This window comes from Granulicella sp. L46, assembly GCF_009765785.1.
Lineage (GTDB): Bacteria > Acidobacteriota > Terriglobia > Terriglobales > Acidobacteriaceae > Granulicella.
This window is the reverse complement of sequence record NZ_LMUT01000009.1, coordinates 154,357-174,786: the sequence shown is the minus strand read 5'-3', so window position 1 is coordinate 174,786 and position 20,430 is coordinate 154,357. Positions and strand designations below refer to the sequence as shown.

The 20,430-nt window shown below is 60.2% G+C and carries 21 protein-coding genes; 10 read left to right on the top strand and 11 right to left on the bottom strand.

Annotated features, from left to right (window positions below):
• Positions 1–203: 203 nt before the first annotated feature.
• The 4 genes from GSQ80_RS23625 to GSQ80_RS07450 all read right to left on the bottom strand — a co-directional run bounded on the left by GSQ80_RS23625 (position 204) and on the right by GSQ80_RS07450 (position 2,664).
• Positions 204–326 carry a hypothetical protein gene (locus tag GSQ80_RS23625; protein ID WP_256369881.1) on the bottom strand — a complete coding sequence of 41 codons (123 nt, stop codon included), beginning with the start codon at positions 324–326 and terminating at the stop codon, positions 204–206.
• 93 nt (positions 327–419) lie between these two features.
• Positions 420–1,379 (bottom strand): ABC transporter permease, encoded by a 960-nt coding sequence (locus GSQ80_RS07460; protein ID WP_158787020.1) that lies wholly within the window; start codon positions 1,377–1,379, stop codon positions 420–422.
• The gene (locus GSQ80_RS07455; protein ID WP_158787019.1) at positions 1,376–2,290 is read right to left on the bottom strand and encodes an ABC transporter ATP-binding protein; all 915 of its coding nucleotides are present in this window, start codon (positions 2,288–2,290) and stop codon (positions 1,376–1,378) included. Before GSQ80_RS07455 ends, GSQ80_RS07460 begins: the two co-directional genes overlap by 4 nt.
• Positions 2,287–2,664 (bottom strand): GntR family transcriptional regulator, encoded by a 378-nt coding sequence (locus tag GSQ80_RS07450; protein ID WP_158787018.1) that lies wholly within the window; start codon positions 2,662–2,664, stop codon positions 2,287–2,289. Before GSQ80_RS07450 ends, GSQ80_RS07455 begins: the two co-directional genes overlap by 4 nt.
• Positions 2,665–3,042: 378 nt before the next feature.
• On the opposite strand from GSQ80_RS07450, the gene GSQ80_RS07445 reads away from it, so the two are divergent.
• Positions 3,043–4,011 carry a rhodanese-like domain-containing protein gene (locus GSQ80_RS07445; protein WP_158787017.1) on the top strand — a complete coding sequence of 323 codons (969 nt, stop codon included), beginning with the start codon at positions 3,043–3,045 and terminating at the stop codon, positions 4,009–4,011.
• Positions 4,012–4,019: 8 nt separating this feature from the next.
• Here GSQ80_RS07445 and GSQ80_RS07440 read toward each other — a convergent pair whose 3' ends face one another.
• Positions 4,020–4,994, bottom strand: a complete 975-nt coding sequence (locus GSQ80_RS07440) for a zinc-binding alcohol dehydrogenase family protein (RefSeq protein ID WP_158787016.1) — start codon at positions 4,992–4,994, stop codon at positions 4,020–4,022.
• A 107-nt stretch (positions 4,995–5,101) separates the two neighbouring features.
• Between GSQ80_RS07440 and GSQ80_RS07435 the strand changes: the two genes are divergently transcribed.
• Positions 5,102–5,758, top strand: a complete 657-nt coding sequence (locus tag GSQ80_RS07435; protein WP_158787015.1) for a TetR/AcrR family transcriptional regulator C-terminal domain-containing protein — start codon at positions 5,102–5,104, stop codon at positions 5,756–5,758.
• 60 nt (positions 5,759–5,818) lie between these two features.
• On the opposite strand, the gene GSQ80_RS07430 is transcribed toward GSQ80_RS07435, so the two are convergent.
• Positions 5,819–7,294: a serine hydrolase gene (locus tag GSQ80_RS07430; protein ID WP_158787014.1), complete on the bottom strand. Its 1,476-nt coding sequence runs from the start codon at positions 7,292–7,294 to the stop codon at positions 5,819–5,821.
• A 76-nt stretch (positions 7,295–7,370) separates the two neighbouring features.
• Between GSQ80_RS07430 and GSQ80_RS07425 the strand changes: the two genes are divergently transcribed.
• Genes GSQ80_RS07425 through GSQ80_RS07415 form a run of 3 tightly spaced genes read left to right on the top strand, consistent with a single transcriptional unit; the run spans position 7,371 to position 9,670 of the window.
• Complete coding sequence (locus GSQ80_RS07425) at positions 7,371–7,706, top strand: PadR family transcriptional regulator (protein ID WP_158787013.1); 336 nt, start codon at positions 7,371–7,373, stop codon at positions 7,704–7,706.
• Positions 7,703–8,380: a hypothetical protein gene (locus tag GSQ80_RS07420; protein WP_158787012.1), complete on the top strand. Its 678-nt coding sequence runs from the start codon at positions 7,703–7,705 to the stop codon at positions 8,378–8,380. Before GSQ80_RS07425 ends, GSQ80_RS07420 begins: the two co-directional genes overlap by 4 nt.
• Positions 8,381–8,389: 9 nt before the next feature.
• Positions 8,390–9,670, top strand: coding sequence for a S9 family peptidase (locus tag GSQ80_RS07415; protein ID WP_158787011.1), 1,281 nt, complete (start codon positions 8,390–8,392; stop codon positions 9,668–9,670).
• A gap of 45 nt (positions 9,671–9,715) precedes the next feature.
• Here GSQ80_RS07415 and GSQ80_RS07410 read toward each other — a convergent pair whose 3' ends face one another.
• Entirely contained in the window at positions 9,716–9,973 is a 258-nt protein-coding gene (locus tag GSQ80_RS07410) for a hypothetical protein (RefSeq protein WP_158787010.1), read from the bottom strand.
• Positions 9,974–10,260: 287 nt separating this feature from the next.
• On the opposite strand from GSQ80_RS07410, the gene GSQ80_RS07405 reads away from it, so the two are divergent.
• Positions 10,261–12,462: a PP2C family protein-serine/threonine phosphatase gene (locus GSQ80_RS07405; protein WP_158787009.1), complete on the top strand. Its 2,202-nt coding sequence runs from the start codon at positions 10,261–10,263 to the stop codon at positions 12,460–12,462.
• Between the two features lie 44 nt (positions 12,463–12,506).
• Here the strand turns inward: GSQ80_RS07405 and GSQ80_RS07400 are convergent, their stop codons facing one another.
• Positions 12,507–14,162, bottom strand: coding sequence for an aspartyl protease family protein (locus GSQ80_RS07400; protein ID WP_158787008.1), 1,656 nt, complete (start codon positions 14,160–14,162; stop codon positions 12,507–12,509).
• 99 nt (positions 14,163–14,261) lie between these two features.
• Here GSQ80_RS07400 and glyA point away from each other — a divergent pair, with 99 nt between their 5' ends.
• From glyA to GSQ80_RS07380, 4 genes are all read left to right on the top strand, one after another.
• Positions 14,262–15,542, top strand: a complete 1,281-nt coding sequence (gene glyA / locus GSQ80_RS07395; protein ID WP_158787007.1) for a serine hydroxymethyltransferase — start codon at positions 14,262–14,264, stop codon at positions 15,540–15,542.
• Between the two features lie 16 nt (positions 15,543–15,558).
• On the top strand, positions 15,559–16,059 hold the full coding sequence (locus tag GSQ80_RS07390) for an ATP-binding protein (protein ID WP_158787006.1): 501 nt from the start codon (positions 15,559–15,561) through the stop codon (positions 16,057–16,059).
• A 220-nt stretch (positions 16,060–16,279) separates the two neighbouring features.
• Positions 16,280–17,770 (top strand): S10 family peptidase, encoded by a 1,491-nt coding sequence (locus GSQ80_RS07385; protein ID WP_254059504.1) that lies wholly within the window; start codon positions 16,280–16,282, stop codon positions 17,768–17,770.
• 71 nt (positions 17,771–17,841) lie between these two features.
• Positions 17,842–18,345, top strand: coding sequence for a DUF4126 domain-containing protein (locus GSQ80_RS07380; RefSeq protein ID WP_216850183.1), 504 nt, complete (start codon positions 17,842–17,844; stop codon positions 18,343–18,345).
• Between the two features lie 8 nt (positions 18,346–18,353).
• Here the strand turns inward: GSQ80_RS07380 and GSQ80_RS07375 are convergent, their stop codons facing one another.
• The 3 genes from GSQ80_RS07375 to GSQ80_RS07365 form a co-directional block, all read right to left on the bottom strand.
• The gene (locus GSQ80_RS07375) at positions 18,354–19,553 is read right to left on the bottom strand and encodes an acyltransferase family protein (protein ID WP_158787004.1); all 1,200 of its coding nucleotides are present in this window, start codon (positions 19,551–19,553) and stop codon (positions 18,354–18,356) included.
• A gap of 297 nt (positions 19,554–19,850) precedes the next feature.
• Positions 19,851–20,219: a type II toxin-antitoxin system VapC family toxin gene (locus GSQ80_RS07370; RefSeq protein WP_158787003.1), complete on the bottom strand. Its 369-nt coding sequence runs from the start codon at positions 20,217–20,219 to the stop codon at positions 19,851–19,853.
• On the bottom strand, positions 20,216–20,413 hold the full coding sequence (locus GSQ80_RS07365) for a type II toxin-antitoxin system VapB family antitoxin (RefSeq protein WP_158787002.1): 198 nt from the start codon (positions 20,411–20,413) through the stop codon (positions 20,216–20,218). Before GSQ80_RS07365 ends, GSQ80_RS07370 begins: the two co-directional genes overlap by 4 nt.
• Positions 20,414–20,430: the final 17 nt, after the last annotated feature.

The following is a 20,430-nucleotide window of genomic DNA, read 5'->3' as shown; positions in this document are numbered from 1 at the left end:
AGGATTCGCCGTAGCTGCCGGCTACGAGGGAGATGAGGAGGAGGATGCCGGCGAGGCGCGCGTAGCGTTGGGCTTCAGGTGCGGTCATTGGCGTGGCTCCGTGGCTGGATGAGCGTGTCGGATAACCGGTGGGTGGATGGCGGTGAGACCCTCATCCCGCCCGTCCGCAAGAACGCGTACGGATGGGGTACCCCGCTTTCGTCCTACGTCGCGGCTAGCAGGAAGCAGGCGGCTGCGGTGAGGATCAACGCGGCTGCGACGGTAGAGAGATTCCTTACTGTCTTGCGGAGGTCTTGTGTGTTTTGGCGGATCGTGTCGGCATTCATGCTGGTCTCCTGTGATGGGTCTCCAACGGGACCCTTATCCCACTCATGACGATGAAGCCGTCATGAATGGGGCACCCGGATTTTGCGTGGGGGCTAGAGGGGGTTGCGGTAGCGGCGGAGCTGGATGGCGGCGGCGATGAAGAAGGCGGCGAGGAGTAGGCCGGTCCAGAGGCTCGGGGTTGCGAGAAACTGCGCGGGGGACATGCCCATATGCATCGACATGTTGGGGGCCATGTTGGTGGGGGAGGTGAAGTCGATGTCTCCGGGGCCGTGGATGCGGTACTTCAGGATCTCGAAGATGTGGCCGGTGTGCAGCGTGATCATTTCGAGAACACCGAGGGCTAGCGGAGGAAGAGTGGCCCAGAGGAGTGGCGTGCGGCGAGCCCAGGCGGAGACGAGAAGAAACCAGCACCAGATGGGCGCGTACCAGAGGGCGTGGATGGCGAGCAGATGGTAGAGCAGCATCATGGAGTTCTGGGTGAGTGGAAGGCCGCTGTGAAGGGGGCCGGTGTCGATGCCGCGGGCGTGGAAGACGGTCACGTTGATGAGCAGCATGAGGGACTGCGTGACGACTGTGATGGCCCAGGTGAGCAGCGGAAGAAGGACGAGGGGAATCGCGGCCTTGGAGAGGACGGTGGTGAGGTCGGAGACGGGAAGGGATTTCCAGAAGAGGATGCTGCGGTCGCGGCGCTCGCCGTAGAGCGCGTCGAGGCAATAGAAGATGCCGACGAGGAAGGTGGTCGCCATGATGAGGCCGGCGGCGATGGTGTAGGGGAGGATGGGGTTAAGGCCGTGCGAGGTTTGGGTGATGGTGCCGTTGTCGTTGACCGTGCTGGTGATGAGCATGCCTGTGGGCATGCGGAGGGTGCTGTAGAAGAAGCCGAGGATGATGAAGGCGGCGACGGCGAGAGGCGCGATATAGATGGCGCGGTTCTCCCAGAGCTCGCGGCGGATGGACCAGAAGAGCAGGCGGGCTTCGGAGATGTGGGCGACGGCGGTGGGGCGAGCGGTATCGGGGAACGAAGTGGGGAGAGCGTCGGTCTGGGGGGTCATTGGGCTGCTCCTGTGTACGAGCCGGGCGTAGATACGGGTGGTGGGCTGTAGGGCGCGGGTTGGTTGGGCTGGCCGACGAAGGCTACGAAGACGTCGGCGATGCTGGGAGTGCGGACGTCTCCAAGGGGAGCGAGTTGTTCGCGGGAGACGCGGTCGTAGAGGAGGATGCTGCGGCCGAAGGTTTGGCGCTCTTGAATTGGCTTGAGGGCGCGGGCAGCGGCGAGTTGCGCGGGGTTTGCGATGAGCTCAAGGTAGCGCGTGTCGAAGTCGTCCATGCTGCAGCCGAAGACGAGGTTGCCGCGATCGATGAAGAGGAGGTCGGTGAGGATGTACTGGATCTCATCGATTTGATGGGTGGTGACGAGGATGGTGCGGTGGTGGTCGAAGTAGTCGTTGAGCAGGGAGTCGTAGAACTGCTTGCGGAAGAGGATGTCGAGGCCGAGGGTGGGCTCGTCGAGTACGAGGAGCTTGGCGTCGATGGACATGACGAGGGCGAGATGGAGTTGCGCGACCATGCCCTTGGAGAGCTCGCGAACCTTGCTGGTGCGCTTGATGGTGGTGCGGGCGAGGAAGGCTTCGGCTTTCGCGCGATCGAAGCGGGGATGGATGCCGGCTACGAAGTCGATTGCGTCGGAGACACGCATCCAGCGAGGGAGGACGGCGACGTCGGCTACGAAGGCTACGTCGTTCATGAGCTGATCACGCTGTGTCCAGGGATTACGGCCGAGGACGGAGAGCGAGCCCTGGAAGGAGGTGAGACCTAGGATGGCGTTGAGCAGGGTCGTCTTGCCGGCGCCGTTGGGGCCGATGAGGCCGAGGATGCGGCCTTCGGCAACGTTGAGGTCGATGCTGTTGAGGGCGACGGAAGAACCGTAGGACTTGTGGAGACCGGTGGCTTGGATGCAGGTCATTTGAGCCCTCCTTGTGAGTGGGAGTTAGGTGCGGCTAAGAGATCGGTGGTGGTGAGGCCGAGGCGTTGGATGGTGGCCTGGAGGTGCGGCCATTCTTCGATGAGGAACTTCTGGCGTTCGGCCTGGAGAAGGAGGTCGCGGGCTCCGGCGGTGATGAACATGCCGCGGCCGCGACGGCTTTCGACGATGCCCTGGTCGACAAGTTCCTGATAGCTCTTGAGGACGGTGAGAGGGTTGACGCGGTTTTCGGCGGCAACGGTGCGGACCGAGGGAAGGGGTTCCCCTTCCTGGAGGAGGCCGTCGAGGATCATGGCGACGACGCGGCCTCGAAGCTGGCGGTAGATCGGCTGACTGTCGTTCCACTCAAGTTCCATAGGGTTTGTTGCTCCGTGGCTGAATTACTGTTGTAGTTGACTACAACACTATGATTCTGTCAAGAGGAATTATGGGGGATTTTTGAGACGCGGCGGCAGAAGGATTTTTTGGTTGTGCGGATGGGCTTGATGGGTATGGTGTGCTCGAAGATTGACCCGGTTCTTGGGCCCATGCTAGCGTCGACGTATGGCGTTTTCCTTGCGTTGTTGTTGTCGCGTTGACCAGCCCCTCGTTGGGTGAGCCGCGACATGCTCAGAACTTCCTGAAGCGCCTTCTCTAAAGCTCATCCGAATTTCTCATCGTATGCCCGTCGTGGCGTCGAGTAGCCGTCATCGGTTGCCGGACCTTGTTGACGGTGGTTGAGCCAGGGAGAAACTATGCAATCTGGAATCGAGAATGCTGTCGCGTCGCAAGCCCACAGAGGCCTGGTGGGAGGGCAAGGGGAAGCCGGCGGAGTTTTGAAGACGCCTGAGGAACTCGCGGACATTGTTTCGCGCTTTGCGGCGTCGGATGGATGGATGGAACGGGTGCGACTGCGCACGGATGGGCGTTGGTATGAGCGGCTGTATCACGGTCCGGACCACGACTTGTGGGTGATCAGCTGGTTGCCAGGACAGTCCACGGGTTTCCACGATCATGGGGCGTCTTCAGGAGCGTTCGTCGTGGTGACGGGTAGTCTTGAGGAGCGGCGTCCTGGTGAGCAGGCGCAGAGTATCTATCCAGGCCGAGGGCGCTCCTTTGGTCCTGACTACACGCATGATGTAGGAAATGGCTCGCTGGGGCCGGCGATCAGTATTCATGCGTATTCGCCTCCGCTGGACGAGATGAACGAATACGAGGTGGACGAAGGTCGACTGGTTCCTCGGGAACGGGGGCAGGCTGACGGGCTCGACGAGGTGTGGCGAGTGGAGAGGCAGGAGAAGCGAGCGGGCCGATTGAGCGTCGAGCAGATGCTTTCGGCGGCACGTGCGCGCTTGCAACGGCTGTCTGCGCGCGAGGCACATGACGCGTTGGGAAAGGCTGGGACAATCCTGGTCGACATTCGTCCAGAGAGTCAGAGGGCGGCGGAGGGCAGCATTCCGGGCGCGCTGGTTGTCGAACGGAATGTGCTCGAGTGGCGATTGGATCCGACGAGCAGCGCTCGACTGGCCGTGGCTACCGATCATGATGTGCACGTGATCCTATTTTGCTCGGAAGGGTATGCGTCAAGCCTTGCGGCGGCGGCTCTGCAGGACCTTGGGCTGTGGCGTGCGACTGACATGGTTGGCGGATTCAAGGCGTGGCGCGCGGCGGGGCTGCCGATCGGGGACGGCGGCCCTCGATGCGGCTCCGACGCAGTGGATTAGCGAAGAAATTAGCCCACGGTGAAGACGACGCGGGGCTTGCCGGTGGAGGTGGCCCAGACGGTTTCTACTTCTGAGAGTGGGGCGATTTGCGTGTCGATGGTTAAGTGGGCGGGGGCTACGGCTTCGAAGGTGCTGCGGATGGATTGGGCGAGGGCTTCGCGGCTTACGCTGCCGATGCCGCTGCCCATAAGGGTGATGGCGGAGGAACGAAGGAGTGCGGCGGGGAGGTTGATGTTGAGGTCGCCGGCGGCGCTGCCTACCTGGACGAAGCGGACGGGGTGGTCGTCGATGGATTTGGCGAGGGCAGTGAGGATGGTTAGGGCGGATTGTCCCCAGAGGTAGTCGATGACGATGTCGATGCCGGTGGAGAAGGTTTGCTCGAGGGCGGATGCGAAGTCGGCGGCGCTGGTTGGGTTTTGGGGATCGAGGGCGAAGGGGATGAGTTCGTCGGCGCCTAGTTGCTTGAGGGTTGCGAGCTCGGAGGGATTGCGGCCCGTGGCGATGACCTTTGCGGCGCCTAAGTATTTGGCTAGCTGGATGGCGACTCGGCCAGCGGTGCCGGTGGCGCCATTGATGAGGACGGTTTCGCCGGGGGCGAGGTTGGCGCGCTCGATGAGGGAGCCCCAGGCGGACATGCCGGGGTTGGCAATGGCGGCGGCCGTGATGTCGTCGAGGGTGCCGGGGATTTCTACGCAGCGGCGGGGGTGGATTGGGCAGAGTTCGGCTAGCGAACCGTAGGGGGATTCGGGCATGGCGAAGTAGACGCGGCGGTTGTCGGGGGTGAGGCCAACGCCGTCGGTGCCGGCGATGGCGGGGTAGATGCCGGCGGAGCTGTAGTGGGCGCCGGAAGCTCGTGACTTGGTGAGGTTGCTGAGTGCGGCGGCACGGACGCGGATGAGTTGTTCGCCTTCTTTGGGGGTGGGGTCGGGGAAGTCTGCGTAGATGGGGGTCTTGCCGGCGGCGGTGACGATGGCTGCTTTCATGGTGTGTGCTCCTTGGGGTCGGGCGCGGTCGGGGCCAAAATCTAACGGCGTTAGAGATAATCTAACATTGTTCAATAATGTGATGTCAAACGGGGTAGACTGGATTCATGAAAATTAATCGCGAGATGGTGACGCGGGCTGGGCTGAAGCTGCTGAACGAGATAGGGCTCGAGCAGCTGACGTTGCGGCGGCTGGGCGTGGAGCTCGAGGTGCAGGCGGCGACGATTTATTGGCACTTCAAGAGCAAGGAAGCGTTGCTGGATGAGATGGCGACGACGGTGCTGACGGAAGGCGCGGCGAATCTTGTGCCGCGGAGAAGGTCTGGGGACTGGAAGGTGTGGGCGTCTACGTATGGCGAGGGGTTGCGGAAGACGTTGATGGCGTATCGGGACGGCGGGAGGATGGTGAGTGGGACGAAGTTAACCACGACGGCTCCGCTGAAGACTACGGAGCGGATTGCGGCTGTGCTGGTGGGGGCGGGATTTTCTGTGCGTGGGGCGGTGGTGCTGCTGAGCACGATCAACTACTACACGCAGAGTTTTGTGATGGAGGAGCAGGCTGTGTTTCCGACGCCGGGAGAGCGGTCGCCGCTGTACGAGATTGCGGATCGGGATGCGCAGCTGGATGCGGCGGAGTTTCCGAATCATCGGCAGGCTTCGGGGATTTTGTTTGACCGATTTGACCGGCGGTATAAAGAGGGGCTGGAGTTGATTGTGCGGGGCGCGGAGTTGGAGATTGCGCGGAAGAGGGCGAAGAGACGTTGAGGCGGTGGCTTGCGGGTTGTGGCGCGAGATGGATGGCTGTCCGCGCGCAGGGCTTGTCTGCTATTCGTATTCGCGATTGGGGAGGAAGCGGAAGTTTGAGATCTTACCTTCGGGATCGATGAAGACAAGAATCATTAACGTGTTTTCCTGTTTGGTGAGGCGGAAGAGCGAGATGAGTGGGGTGGTCGTGCCGGGTGGAGTGAGGCGCTTGACGAGGGTGAGAGAGCCTCCGGGCCAGAGGTTGGCGAGGGTTGCCTTGGCCCCTGCGGTTGCCCCTGGGGTAATGGAGCTGGCAAAGGCGGTCGAGAAGAAGGGAAGGACGTCCTGGCCGGTGGCAAGATGATCCAGCACCTTCTCTAAGGTGGCGGCGATCTCGGGCTGGGTGTCGGGGATGGCGGCGAGCTTCGCGGGTGAGAGCGGAGGATCGATGAGGCCGGCGATTACGTGGGCCATGAGGTCTGGATCCGAGTGAGCATCGAGATTGGTGAGGACGACGACAGTGAGGTTGTCGTCGGGATAGCGGGAGATGTCCGCGGTAAAACCCTGCCAGTTGCCGCCGTGTTCGATGACCTTGTGGTTGTTCTGCTGGCGGATCCACCAGCCGAAGCCGTACTGGTTGGGGTTGGGCTTGCCGTCGTTGAGGAGGTAGATGGACCACATACGGTCGAGGCTGGATTGGCTGAGGAGCTGGGTGGTGTACAAGGCGGCGTCCCACTTCGCCATGTCGAGGACGTTGAGATAGAGCGAGCCGTCGGCGGTGGAGTTGAAGGTTGGGGAGACCCACTCCTGATTTTTGAGTTGGTCGCCGGCGCCGATTCCGTAGCCGGCTGAGCGGTTCGGAATGATGTCGCTTTGGCTGATGAGGCGCGTGGAGGTCATGTGGAGTGGTGTAAAGATTCGCTGGTTGAGGAAGTCCGCATAGGGCATGCCGGTGATGCGGTGGATGAGGATGCCGAGGAGGACATAGTTTGTGTTGCTGTATGCCCACTTGTCGCCTGGGGCGAACTCGATCGGGAGGGCTTCGAACTTGGTCAGGAGCTGGTTTTCGGAGAAATCGAGGCGCAGGTAGAAGGTGCCGGATGGGCCAGAGAGTGTGGGGTTGGTGTAGTCCTCGAGGCCGGAGGTGTGGGAGAGCAGGTTTTTGATGAGGATTGGCTTCCAGGTGGCGGGCGCGTCTGGGAAGTATTTGGTGATGCTGTCGTCGAGGGAGAGCTTGTTGTCTTGTGCGAGCAAGAGGATGGCTGTGGCGATGAATTGTTTGCCGACGGAGCCTGACTGGAAGAGGGTTTCTGGTTTTACCGGGACATTCAGTTCTACATTTGCGAAACCGTATCCCTTGGCGAGCAAGATATTGCCTCGGCTATAGACGCCTACGGCGGCGCCGGGAATCTGGAGCCGGCGCATTTCGGAGGCGACGAACGAATCGATTGCGTGGACCTGCTGCGGATCGAGGGGCGCACGCGGAGGTGGGGTTTGCGCGTAGGCGGTCGTGCGGGAAAAGATAGCGGCGAGCAGGAGCACGTTGACGATACGCATGGAAGCAATCTCCCTTGGGATCACAGAATGAAGGCGAGTATAGACATATTTTTATTTCTTCGCTACTATTGAATTAATGGCAGAGCGAAATTATCTCGGAGAACTTGAGTTGATGATTCTGCTCAGCGTGGTGCGGCTGGGCGAAGAGGCCTATGGCGTACCGATCTCGCACGAGATTGGAAAGCAGGTTGGTCGAGACGTGACGCTGGGCAGCGTGTATGCGGCATTGGAGCGTATGGAAGCGAGAGGGCTGGTGGCGTCGAGACTGGGTGACTCGACACCGGAGCGCGGAGGGAAAGCGAAGCGCTACTTTCGGGTAACGAAGGCGGGGCTGCGGCAGGTGCAGGAGACGCGACGGGTATTGCAGCAGATGTGGCGTAACCTGCCAGAGCTACGGGGAGAGCGCCCATGAGCGGAACGCAGGCACCCCGGTTAGCGGCTTGGATGCTGGAGCATTTGGTTCCCGGAGATCGTAATGAGGCGCTGGAGGGCGATCTGCTGGAAGAGCTTTGTTCTGGGCGGTCGTCGAACTGGTATTGGCGGCAGATGTTCGGGAGCATAGCGGCGGCATGGCGGTCGGAGATTGCCGATCATCGCAGTGCGTTGGTGTTTGCAACGGTGTGGTCGATGCTGGCGCCGGTTTGGATGGCAGTGGTTCATACGCGAGGCTTCGTCGAAGTGGCTGCAGATGCACGGCGGCTGGCGTGGCCGTGGTCTGCGGTTTGCCCGGTTGGCTTGTGGATGTCGCTGGTGATGGCTTTCTTATGGATGGGACTGCTGATCTTTTTATGGTGGGCCAGGTTGAGTTCGAGGCGGTTCGATTCGCGATCGTTCGGGCGGGGATTTGTGTGGGGCAGTCTGATCTTGATGCCGGTGTGGCTGGCTACTGCCTTGTTGAATGGACTGTTGCGGGCGAACGCCTGGGTGGTCGTACTGTCGGGGTTTTTCCCGTTCTTCGTCGCCACGCTGTGCGGGGTTTGGAGTGTGATGAGGATCATGGAGATAGAGCGGGACGATGGTGGGATGAGTGAGGTGGGGGAGCCGGATAGCGGACGGGTCACGGAACTTTGGGGGCGCAGACGGTAAACTGAGAAGATGCTTGCACGGCTTTATGCGAAGTGGATGTATGCGTGGGAGACGGCTCTTACGACTCGGGATATGAATCGGGTGGAACGGCCGTTGGAGTGGGGGTTCGAGTCCCTGGCGGATGTTGGCGGGGTGGAGTTGGCGGCGCGGGTGGAGCGCGGCGAGATCTCGGGGCTGGAGGCGATGATTGCTCTGAATGAGCGGATCGTGGCGCAGCCGCAGAGTTTCTATGGGTACCAGACGCCGACGGATTTTCGGATTGAGGAACACTTTCCTGCACTGTATCCGACGAATGTTCGTCCGGAAACGCTGGAGCAGGAGCGGGAATGGAAGCGGCGGGCCGAGGTGGGGGAACTGCGGAAGGAGCCGTTTCTAAGGTTTACGTCGCCGGTGGGGACGCCGTATCCAGAGAACGATACGGTGAATGCGCGATGGTATGAGGTGAAGCAGGGGATAGGGGATAGAGGAGTAGAGGATGGAGAATACAGAAGCAACGGCAACGGCAACGGCAATGGCAACAGCAACGGCGGGGGGCGGCGGCCGCGGCAGGCGATGATTGTGATGCCGCAGTGGAATGCGGATGCGTTTTCGCATAACGTGCTGTGCGAGATGTTTAACCGGTTTGGGATTTCGTGCTTGAGGTTGTCGAAGCCGTATCACGATGTGCGGCGGCCGGCGGAGCTCGAGCGATCGGACTATGCGGTGAGTGCGAATGTGGGGCGGACGATTGCTGCTTGCCGGCAGGCGGTGGTGGATATTCGGAGTTGCGTGGACTGGCTGGAGTCGCAGGGATATGACCAGATTGGGGTGTTGGGGACGAGCCTGGGGAGTGCGTATGGATTTATTGCCGCGGCGATGGATCCGCGGCTAAGGGTGTGCGCGTTCAATCATGCCAGTACGCAGTTTGGGGATGTGGTGTGGACGGGGCAGAGCACTCGGCATGTGAAGGCTGCGTTTGAGCATGCGGGGCTGACGCAGGATGAGACGCGGGCGATGTTTGCGGGGGTCAGCCCGATGAGTTTTATGGAACAGTATGCGGTGACGGGGGCGGCGCGTTGGGAGGGCGATAAGGCCAGGCGGACGCTGGTGGTCTATGCGCCGTATGATCTGACGTTCGTGGTGAAGTACTCGCGGGAGGTGCTAAAAAACTTTGATCAGCACGGCATGGATTATGTGGCGAAGGTGTTGCCGTGCGGGCACTATACGACCGGAGAGACGCCCTATAAGTTTCTGGATGGGTGGTATTTGGGGTCGTTTATTTGGGGGGCGTTTCGGCGGTTGCGGGCGTAGCTCGATGCGAAATGCTGAAGCGGGAGGTTAGGAGCTCAGCGCGCTTCAGAGGCTACCTTGATCCTTGCTGCGGCTGAGGTCGTCGATGATCTGGCGGTCGACGTGAGAGACGGCGATGGTCTGGCGGAAGGAGATATCCAGCGAGTGGTGGATCGAGACTTCTTCTGCTTCTACGGCTTGCGACAGAGCCGGATGCTGGAGCGCGGCGAAAGGCGAAGTCCTCAAAGCTGACTGGAAGCTGACTCGGGTGCGGAGGGGGTTTGCGCGGAGGCGCGGCGATATCGAGATGACTTTCTGGTTCATGGAAGACGCTCCTTAGATAGCTCTGCGTGGAGTGTTACTTCCGATCAAGCTGGGGCCCGCAGTTCGTTCACTGCTATGTATGATGCGAGACGTCCGGCCTGGAGTTGTTGGAAGGGGAGAGGGAATGCGCGTCTGAAGTGCCAACCTGGAGGGGGACTGGTGAGAAATCCATTTGTTTGCAGTACACTCGGAGGCTAGACCCTTCCCCTTTTATGTGCGCCGGGAGATTGATTCGCTGCTTGCTGTTGCGGCGAATGGAGGCGAGCGATTGGGGGAGAACACTAACAATGGCAGCTCGGAGCGCGATGGGTAGGGACATCCGGACACGGCGGGAGCGATGGAAGGCCTGGTGGGGTCGGCGCACGCGCGTGGGCAAGATCACGCTGTGGATGCTGGCGGCGATCTTCTTGTGCACGTTTGGACTGATGGTTCACGTGGCTACCACGCTGGATACGATTGTGATCACGCTCGCGGGCATGGCGATCACGCCGTTGGTGCTGATCCTGCTGTTCCGATGGTTCACCTACACGGTGTTGTGGAGGGTGCGGAATCGGCTGATCCTGACGTACCTGTTGATGGGATTGGCGCCGCTGGTGATGTTTGCGACGCTGGCGGCCATCGCGGGGTATCTGCTGGCGGGGCAGTATGCGACGAATATGGGGTTGTCGCGGTTGACCGAGGGCGTGACGCGAGTCCGCGACCAGGCGGGAAGCGCGGCCATTTTTGGAAGCCCTTCCTGGACGACGAAAGATGGTGCGCGCATGAACGGCGCAAAGGCTTCAACCACCGAGGATGACGATATGGCCGTTTTGGACCATACAGCCAATTCGGCTGGTACCGCGCCGGAGGATGGTTCGCCCCTTTCGTTGATGGAGCTGAAGGGGAATGCATGGGTGCCGCTGGACGGGATGACGGTGAAGAACAATGCAGGGCCGCTGACGAGCGCGGCGCCGCCAGCGTGGTTGCACCCGGGGTTCCAGGGAATTGTGGAGGACGGGGGGAAGCTGTATTTGTGCGCGGAGGTGAGCGCACCACGTAATGGGCGGCAGGTGGCGGTGCTGGCAAGCCGGCCGCTGACGCGGGACGAGCTGGACGTGATGTCGAAGGGGCTGGGGCGGATCCTATTGTCGCAGTCGTTCAGTCACCTTGCGTCGGATGCGGATCAGGATACGACCGATACGGAGACGGAGAAGGAGAAGGGCGAGGAATCGCAGCCGGTCCATGTGAATGTCGTGGTTCCGAAGGATTCGGACGAAGGGGATTTCTTCGATAAGGTGTCGAGCGCGCCGATGGCGGCGCCGCCGCATGCTTGGCGGAATCCGCCGGTGTGGTTTACGGCGGAGCTGCCGGTGACGTCGTGGGGGACAGGCGACAAGATGCAGGCGATGATTGCGGTGATCTCGCGGCCGTCGTATTTGTATTCACTGCTGTTTGCGTCGTCGGTGAAGGTTGGCAAGGTTGTGTGGGCGATGCTGATTGGCATTGCGGCGTTTTTTGCGCTGATGGAGTTGTTTGCGCTGGCGATGGCGACGAGTTTGAGTTTGACGATTACGCGGTCGGTGGCGGAGCTGTACAAGGGGACGAAGGCGATTGATGCGGGGCACCTGGAGCATCGGATTCCGGTAAAGCGGAAGGACCAGCTGGCGGCGCTGGCGAATTCGTTTAATCGAATGGCGGCGTCGGTGAGCGAGCTGCTGGTGCAGCAGCGGGAGAAGGAGCGGTTGCTGAACGAGTTGGCGATTGCGCAGGAGGTGCAGACGACGCTGTTTCCGCGGTCGCCGGCGTTCATGGGATCGCTGGAGGTGCATGGTACGTGCCTCCCGGCGCGGACTGTGGGTGGAGATTACTTCGATTTTATTTTTGGGTATGGGCCGGGGCTGGGTGCGGATGGGAAGTCGGCGGGACATGTGACGCTGGCGCTGGGGGATATTAGCGGGAAGGGAATTTCGGCGGCGCTGCTGATGAGTGCGCTGCACTCGGCTGACCGGGCGTTTAGTGCGGCGGTGAATGAGGAGGGTGCGCCGGTGTCGCCGGCATTGCTGCTGAAGCTGTTGAATGCGCATCTGTATCGGAGCACGCAGTCGGCGCGGTATGCGACTTTGTTTCTGGCGACGTATGATCCGGCGACCAAGCGGCTGACGTATTCGAATGGCGGACATCTGCCGCCGCTGGTGATTTCCAAAGACGGGAGCGTGCAGCGGCTGGAGGTTGGCGGCGCGGTGGTGGGATTGCTGGATGGTCTGGAGTATCAAGAGGCGACCGTGCAGCTGGAGCCGGGGGATCTGCTAGTGGCGTATACGGATGGGCTTACGGAGCCGGAGAAGAACGGCGAGGACTTTGGGGAGGAGCGGCTGATGGAGTTTGTGCGGGCTCGGCGGGATGAGCCGCTGACGGTGCTGGCGACCCATACGCTGCAGGTGGTGAAGGCGTGGATCGGGGAGCAGGAGCAGCCGGACGATATGACAGTGGTGCTGGCGCGGCAGGGGTGAGTGCTACACGACGGCGAGCGCGGGCCTTGTCCGTCAGTTGTGGGCTAGTAGAAGGCAGGCGGTGGCAGGTTCTGCGGATCCTTCTTTTCGTCGTAATTTAGATTGACGAGGTTATCCCTATAGTCAATCTGCAAGACCAGCCGGTCTAACACGGGCGCGCCGAGAAGCCCTGACAGTTCTATACCATCATCCTTCGAAAGCGAGCTTGTATCAATCGCGGTCATGCTGTCCACATGCAGGCGGACATGTGCAAAGGTCACGAGGAACTCCTGCGTCTGGTACACATGCGTTACTTCGCCCGAAACGCCAAACATACGGGTATCGAAGTCTCCATGGACCTTCGTTACCTCGCGTGCGGCGGTGGGTGAAATCAACATCGACTCAGCCCCGGTATCAATCAGAAACAGCTTGTCCTTCGCGCCGCCAATGCTAACCGGAAGTAAAAGATCGTGGCCGTCCCGCCAGACCATCGTCCAATCTTTCATCTCCGGAGCGATATACCGGTCGTGAAAGACGGGTACGGTATCGTCAGCGTCCCCAGAAATTTCTTCCGCCGTTTCGCCGGGACGCTTGGGTAGTGGACCCAGCCGAAGCTTTCTGCCTGGAAAGTCCAGGGTCACTAAATACTTGCTGAAAAAGTCCGTCCCGATTAGGCCATCGATGCCGAGCTTGTCATTCTTTTCAAGAATCGTGACCGGACAATTCTTGAACTCGAGTCCGCCAATGCGGATGCTCTCCACATGAGCGATAGTGCTCTGGATCGCGCCCTCGTCACCGATACCGCCAACTACAACCTTCTCGCCGTGTGCCAGCTTCAGACGGGATGCAGCCGCACGCGAAAGGGTGATTCCGCTCGCCCCACTATCTATCTCAAGCGTCCGCTGACTGCCGTTCAGCTTCACGTACAATCCGAAACTGCTGCGGTGGGTCGAGTCTTCCATCATCTCTTCGATGTGGAGCTCGGCATTGTCAACGGGTTGCACCAATTGGCAATCACCCTTGGTGTAGTCTTTCTCGTGCGCCAGACTTTCTAGTAGGTTGTTTCGGTCTTTGGCGTTCAGTAATCCCTCATCCTTGGCAAATGTCGTTTCTATCTCCAGCCGTTGCGATCGTCGCAGTGTGCTCGTCCATGCCTCCTGCACTTCGATCTCATGTGGGGCCAGCATGTGAGCCGTTGCGATGTGGCGCGCAGCAGTAGCGTGGTCCCCTAACAAATTCTCGATCCGAAATGTCATTAACAACGCGCGTGGGTTACAAGGGTCAAGCTTGCGCGATTCCAAAACCGTCTTCAACGCCTCGGGTAATTCTCCGTTTCGAAACTGCACTTCACCCCAGGTTTCCATTGCAGGTCCACTGCCGGGGTCCGCCTGTTGCCAGCTCTTTGCCTGGTCGACGGCGTCCTGAAGCTTTCCTTCTTCAAGCAAAGTTCGGATGACTCCTGCTCGGGAGACGTCCGGCGATGAACTCTCCAATTTCTGAAAAAGCTCCAAAGCAGTCTTGTAATCTCGTCTCGAAAGCGCCTTCTCGGCATCGGATGGCGGCTCATTGTCCACCTGACAGGCAACGCGCGGCTTGGGGGCACTTGTACCGGCAGACGCGGCGCCATGCGAGACCTGTCCCTGGACGGGAGACTCGATACCTGCAAGCTGTACACACAGCAAGGCAAAGGAAAGCCGCAAAACGAACCCACCAAAATTCATGCAACCACGTATATCAGAACCGGTCGCTGGAGCCGGATTTTTTTGAACGCAACGGCGACTTCTTATTGTCGGATGTGGGCGGCGTAAAATGTTGGGTATATGCCGATTGACTTGAACGCTCCTCTTGCTACTAGTGACCCTGAGATTGCTTCGCAGATTGAGAAGGAAGTGCTGCGGCAACATGAGGGGCTGGAGATGATTGCCAGCGAGAACTTTGTTTCGCGTGCCGTGCTCGAGGCCGTCGGGACCGTGTTTACGAACAAGTATGCGGAGGGGTATCCGGGGAAGCGGTACTACGGCGGATGCGAGTTCGCGGATGTGGTCGAGAATTTGGCGCGGGATCGGGCGAAGGAGTTGTTTGGGGCCGAGCATGTGAATGTGCAGCCGCATTCGGGGTCGCAGGCTAATGCGGCCGCTTACATGACGTTGCTGGAGCCGGGCGAGACGATCCTGGGATTGGACCTCGCCAATGGCGGGCATTTGACGCATGGACACAAGCTGAATTTTTCGGGAAAGCTATATAAGATTGCCGGGTATAAGGTGCGGCAGGATACCGAGGTGATCGACTACGACGCGTTGGAGGCGCAGGCGATTGCCGAGAAGCCGAAGGTGATTGTTGGAGGTGGCTCGGCGTATCCGCGGCAGTTTGATTTTGTAAGGATGCGGGAGATTGCGGATAAGGTGGGCGCGAAGTTGATGATCGACATGGCGCACTTTGCGGGGTTGGTGGCGGGTGGTGCGCATCCTTCTCCCGTGCCGCATGCGGATGTGGTGACGACGACTACGCATAAGACGCTGCGCGGGCCACGGGCGGGGATGATTTTGTGCAAGGCGGAGCTGGCTGCGTCGATCGATCGGAGCGTGTTTCCTGGGCAGCAGGGTGGGCCGCTGGTGCATGTGATTGCAGGGAAGGCTGTCGCGTTCAAGGAGGCGCTGCAGCCGGAGTTCAAGGCATATGCGGCGCAGACCGTGGCGAATGCGAAGGCGCTCGCGGCAGAGATGGCGGCTGAAGGGTATCGCGTGATTTCTGGCGGTACGGACACACATTTGATTTTGGTGGATGTGTTCTCGAAGGGGATGTTTGGGTCGGAGGCGGAGAGTGCACTGGGGGCGGCGGGGATTACGGTGAATAAGAATGCGATTCCGTATGACACGAATCCGCCGATGAAGCCTAGCGGGATTCGGATCGGGACACCGGCGTTGACGACTCGCGGGATGAAGGAAGGCGAGATGAAGACGATTGCGGGGTGGATTGCCGAGGCGTTAGAGCATCGCAATGATGCTGGGAAGCTGGCGGAGATTCGGGGGAAGGTTGGGGAGATGGCGGAGGAGTTTCCGCTGTATGGGTGGTTACGACAGGGGATAGAGGATAGAGCGTAGAGGATAGAGAGAACGGATGGCGCGATGGCATTTGGTGGCGGGGAGTACGGGGGCGGGGAAGAGTACGGCCGCGCGGGAGATTGCGGAGCGGGTGGGCGGGGTGCGGTTCTCGATTGATGAGTGGATGAATGCGCTGTATTGGATGGATTGTCCGGAGAAGAATGATTTTCCGTGGGCGCTGGAGCGGGTGGGGCGGTGTGAGGCGCAGATTGAGGCGGTGGCTCGGGAGTTGGCTCGGGTGGGTGTGGATGCGGTGCTGGATTTGGGGTTTACTACGCGGGCACAGCGGATGGGGTGGTTGACGAGGGCGCGGGCTGCGGGGGTGGGGTGCGTGCTGCATGTGCTGGATGTCGATGCCGAGGTGCGGTGGGAGAGGGTATGTAAGCGGAATCGTGGGGAGAGTGGGACGTATGCGTTTGAGGTGACTCGGGAGATGTTTTGTTTTATGGAGGAGCGGTGGGAGTTGCCTTCGGTGGAGGAGCGCGCGGAGTTTGATGGGGCGGCTTTTAGCTCTTAGCTTTTGGCTTTAGCTAAAGACAGAATGGGCGCGCTTCGCGCGAGAAGCAGGTTCCTACCCTTCGGCTTCGCTCAGGGTCGGAATGACAATTTCTTTTCAGAAATTGTCAAAGAAAGGCAAAAGCAGAGGGGCGTGGATGGGGGTGGGGTTGGTCGGGTAGAGTATTTGAATGACCTTGCGACTTGTTTCTCCTGCGCTTTCTGTGATGAGCCTTTCTGTTTTGTTTAGCCTTGGCGCGGTGGCGCAGCGTCCGCATGATGGGCCTCCCCCTGCGAAGCCGGCGGCGGATGCGGGAAAGCCGGAAGAGAAGCCTGCAGATGTAAAAGCTTTGGAACTGCCTGCGGATAAATCTGTCGAACAGACGATTACGGTGCATGGCAAGACGCTGCACTACACGGCGACTGTGGGGACGATTCGGTTGGTGGATGAGAAAGGCAAGCCGACCGGGGATGTGATGTACACGGCGTATACGCTCGATCATGAGAAGGGTTCGCCGGATCGGCCGGTGCTGTTTGCGGTGAATGGCGGGCCGGGTGCTTCGAGCGTGTATTTGAATTTGGGGGCGATTGGGCCGAAGCATATTTCGTTTGCGAATGTGGGGGATTCGGCTAGCAATCCCGCTACGCTGACGGATAATCCGGGAACGTGGCTGGACTTCACCGATGAGGTGTTCATTGACCCGATCGGGACGGGATTTTCGAAGTCGCTGGTGGATGAGGCGACGAGCAAAAAGCTGTTCTATTCGCCGACGCCGGATGTGCAGTACTTGTCGCTGGTGATCTACAAGTGGCTGGTGAAGAATGATCGGCTGCTGGATAAGAAGTATTTGATTGGCGAGAGCTATGGCGGGTATCGTGGACCGCGGATGACGCATTACATGCAGTCGCAGCTGGGCGTGGCGATGAATGGGGTGGTGCTGGTGAGTCCGTATCTGAATCCGCAGTTTGGGGATGGGAATTTGTCGCCGATTCCGTGGATGATTACGCTGCCCTCGATTACGGCAGCGCATTTGGAGAGTGAGCACAAGCTCAGCGATGCGGCGATGCAGGATGTGATCGCGTACACCGAGGGCGAATATGCGACGACGCTGATCAAGGGACCGAGGGACAAGGCGGCGACGGATGCGATGGTGGCGAAGGTGACGGAGATGACGGGGTTGGATCCGCAGTTTGTGAAGTACTCGGGTGGGCGGCTGGAGACGGGTGCATTTCTGCGCGAGGTGCATCGGGAGAAGGGCGAGATTGGGAGTGTGTATGACTCGAATGTGACGCTACCGGATCCGTTCCCTTACTCGCCGGACCAGGAGTCGAATGACCCGATTCTGGAGAGCATTATTGCGCCTACGACGACGGCGATGGTGGACTTTATTACGCGGACGGTGGGATGGAAGACGGACGCGCAGTACTATGCGTTGTCGTATGAGGTGGGGAGGCTGTGGGATCGGTCAGGACCGGCGCTGCGCGATGGCGCGGTGGAGGATCTGCGCGAGTCGGTGGCTGCTGATCCGAAGCTGAATGTGCTGATCGTGCATGGGTGGAATGATCTTTCGTGCCCGTTCATGGGATCGCAACTGACGCAGAATGAGTTGCCGTCGAAGCTGGCGGGGCAGGTGCAGGTGCACGAGTTTCCTGGGGGTCACATGTTCTATACCCGGCCCGAGAATGGTGCGGGATTGCATGAGTTTGCGGAGAAGATGGTAGAGACGCATTAGAGCAGGGGATAAGGAATAGGGGTAGAGTGTAGAGGGAAAAACGTAGAGGAAAAGGTAGGAAGGGATCGGGCTTGATACTTTCATTTGTGTTGCTGGGCATGACGGTTGGGCTGCGATCGATGACGGCGATGGCGGTGCTGTGCTGGTTTGCGTGGTTGCAACTGTTGCCGCAACACGGATGGACGTTCTGGGTGGGAAGCCTGGTGTCGGTGATTGTGTTTACGCTTGCTGCGGTGGGCGAGTACGTGGCGGACACGCTGCCGTCGACGCCTAGCCGGACAGCCCCAGTGGGGTTGACAGCGCGGATTGTGTTTGGGGGACTGGTGGGGGCACTGGCGGCTCACGCGCTGATCGAGCCCGCGGCCGGTGGAGCGATCTTTGGGGTGGTGGGCGCGCTGATTGGAGCGTTTGGCGGGGTACGGGTGCGGAGGTACTGGGCGAAGGCGGTGGGGAAGGATTTGCCGGTGGCGCTGCTGGAGTCGGCGTTTGCGCTGGCGCTGGCGGTGGGGACGTGCTGGGAGCTGCACCTCTCGCTGATGAGTCTGCTGAGCGCGCTGCCGAACGCGACGCAGTAGGTTGCGGGTCAGATTTTGAGGAAGATGCGGCGGCGGTACAGGACGTAGATGGGGAGCCAGCAGATGGCGGCGAAGACGATGCAGTAGATCATCGACGCGATGGGGGCGTAGGGGATGATGTGCAGGATGCCGAGGTAAAACGAGCGCAGGATGCTGGGGTGGGGGCGGATGAGGTCGAGGAGTCCGGGGAGAAGTTCGGATAAGACGTAGGCGGCGATGGCGTTGGTGCCGAAGACTAGCAGGATCATGTAGCGGCGGCGGGTCTGGGCGTCGATGTCAGCGTTACGAGCGGCGGTGCGGCGGGCTCCATAGATGTCGATGAGGTAGATGCTGAGGGCGAGGAGTAAGAGGCTCCAACCGGCAGCGTAGAGGACGTAGGAGCTGGTCCAGAGTTTCTTGTTGACGGGGAAGGTGAAGTTCCAGAGGCCGCCTGCGATGATGCCTGCGCAGCCGGCGTAGGCGATGCCGCGCGCTTTGGCGACGATGCTGCGGGTGGAGCGGAGCCAGATGCCGGTGAGCATGCCGATGAGTGCGGTGGCGAGGGCGGGGAGGGTGCTGAGCAGGCCTTCAGGGTCGCGGGTTCGCTCGTAGAGATGCGGTGCAGAGAAGATTTGGCGGTCGAGCCAGGCGGTGAGGTTGGCGTCGCGGTCGAGGAGCGGGATGGTGTGCGTGGGTACGCCGTAGCCGGGGACGGGGACGAAGCGCATGAGGATCCAATAGCCGATGAGGGCAGCGGCGGCGAGTGCGGCTTTGTTCTTCCACGAGGGGCTGTACAGATAGAGGACGGCGACGATGAGGTAGCAGATCGCGATGCGCGGGAGGACTCCGTAGAAGCGCATGGTGGCGAGGTGGAAGTAGGGGAAGCTGTTGACGACGAGGCCGAGCAGAAAGAGGGTGAGGGCTCTGCGGATGGTGTGGAAGAGGAGTGAGGATTTGGTGTCGCCTTTGGCGAGGCGGGCTTGCATGGAGAAGACGGTTGAGATGCCGACGAGGAAGAGGAAGGTAGGGAAGACGAGGTCGGTGGGGGTGAAGCCGTTCCAGTCGGTGTGCTTCATGGCCCAGTAGGCCTGGTCGCCGCCGCCGTTGTTGTTGACCATGATCATGAAGCCGATGGTGAGGCCGCGGAGGACGTCGACGGAGAGCCAGCGATGGAGCTTGGGGATCGTGGCGGTGCGTTCGATGGTGGGGAGGACGGCGGAGTCGGTCATGGTGGCCTTGGGGTGATGACAAGGTTATATCAGTGGCGGGAAGGGCTTTTAGCTTTTAGCTAAAGCAAGAACGGGCGCTCGCTGTGCGCGAGAGAAGCAGGTTCCTTCCGTGCGGCTTCGCTCAGGGTCGGAATGACAGACAGAAAAACAAGGGCAAAGGCAAAAAGAAGAAGCAGATCCCTGCGGGATGACAGACAGAAAGGCAAAGGCAGCAGCAAAGGCAAATACAGGGGTCTCACCGCTGCACGTTCGCATGGAGCGCGAACGCTTCGGTCGAGATGACGGTCCGCGCAAAATTCAGGGTAGATCGATGAGGATTGTGAGAGTTGCGGCTACCTTTTTCATGGCGACGTCGCGGGTCCATAACTGTGTTCCGGGAGTAATCAGACAGGACGCGATCAGGTGTGCGTCGGTGAGGCCGATGCCCTTCGAGTAGAGGGTATGAGCCTCGATCATGTGGCGCACTTCGCTGAGCGCGGCAACCTTGACCTCGAGTAATGATTCCATTGCGCCGAGCGTGCTTTGCCGGTTGCGCAGGGAGCCAAGAGAAAGCTCCGCAACGATAAAGGGGTGCATCAGGATCTGTCCGCGGCCAAGGTACTTCTCCATCTCGGGGTTGCGGTTGCGAAGGTGATCAACCCAGACGGATGTGTCGGCCAGGATCACAGATTGTCTGCCCTTACGCGCTTGATGTCGCCGAGGTCTGGCTCGGTGCCTCCAACCGCTGCAAGCCGGCGCGACGCTTCAAGGTGAATCAATGCCTTCAGAGCTTCGCGGAGGAGGGCCGTCCTCTCCGTCACCCCTGTAAATTCCTGGGCCTTGCGTAGCAATTCGTCGTCGAGGGCAACTGTGGCTCTCATGAATACCTCCTTCACCA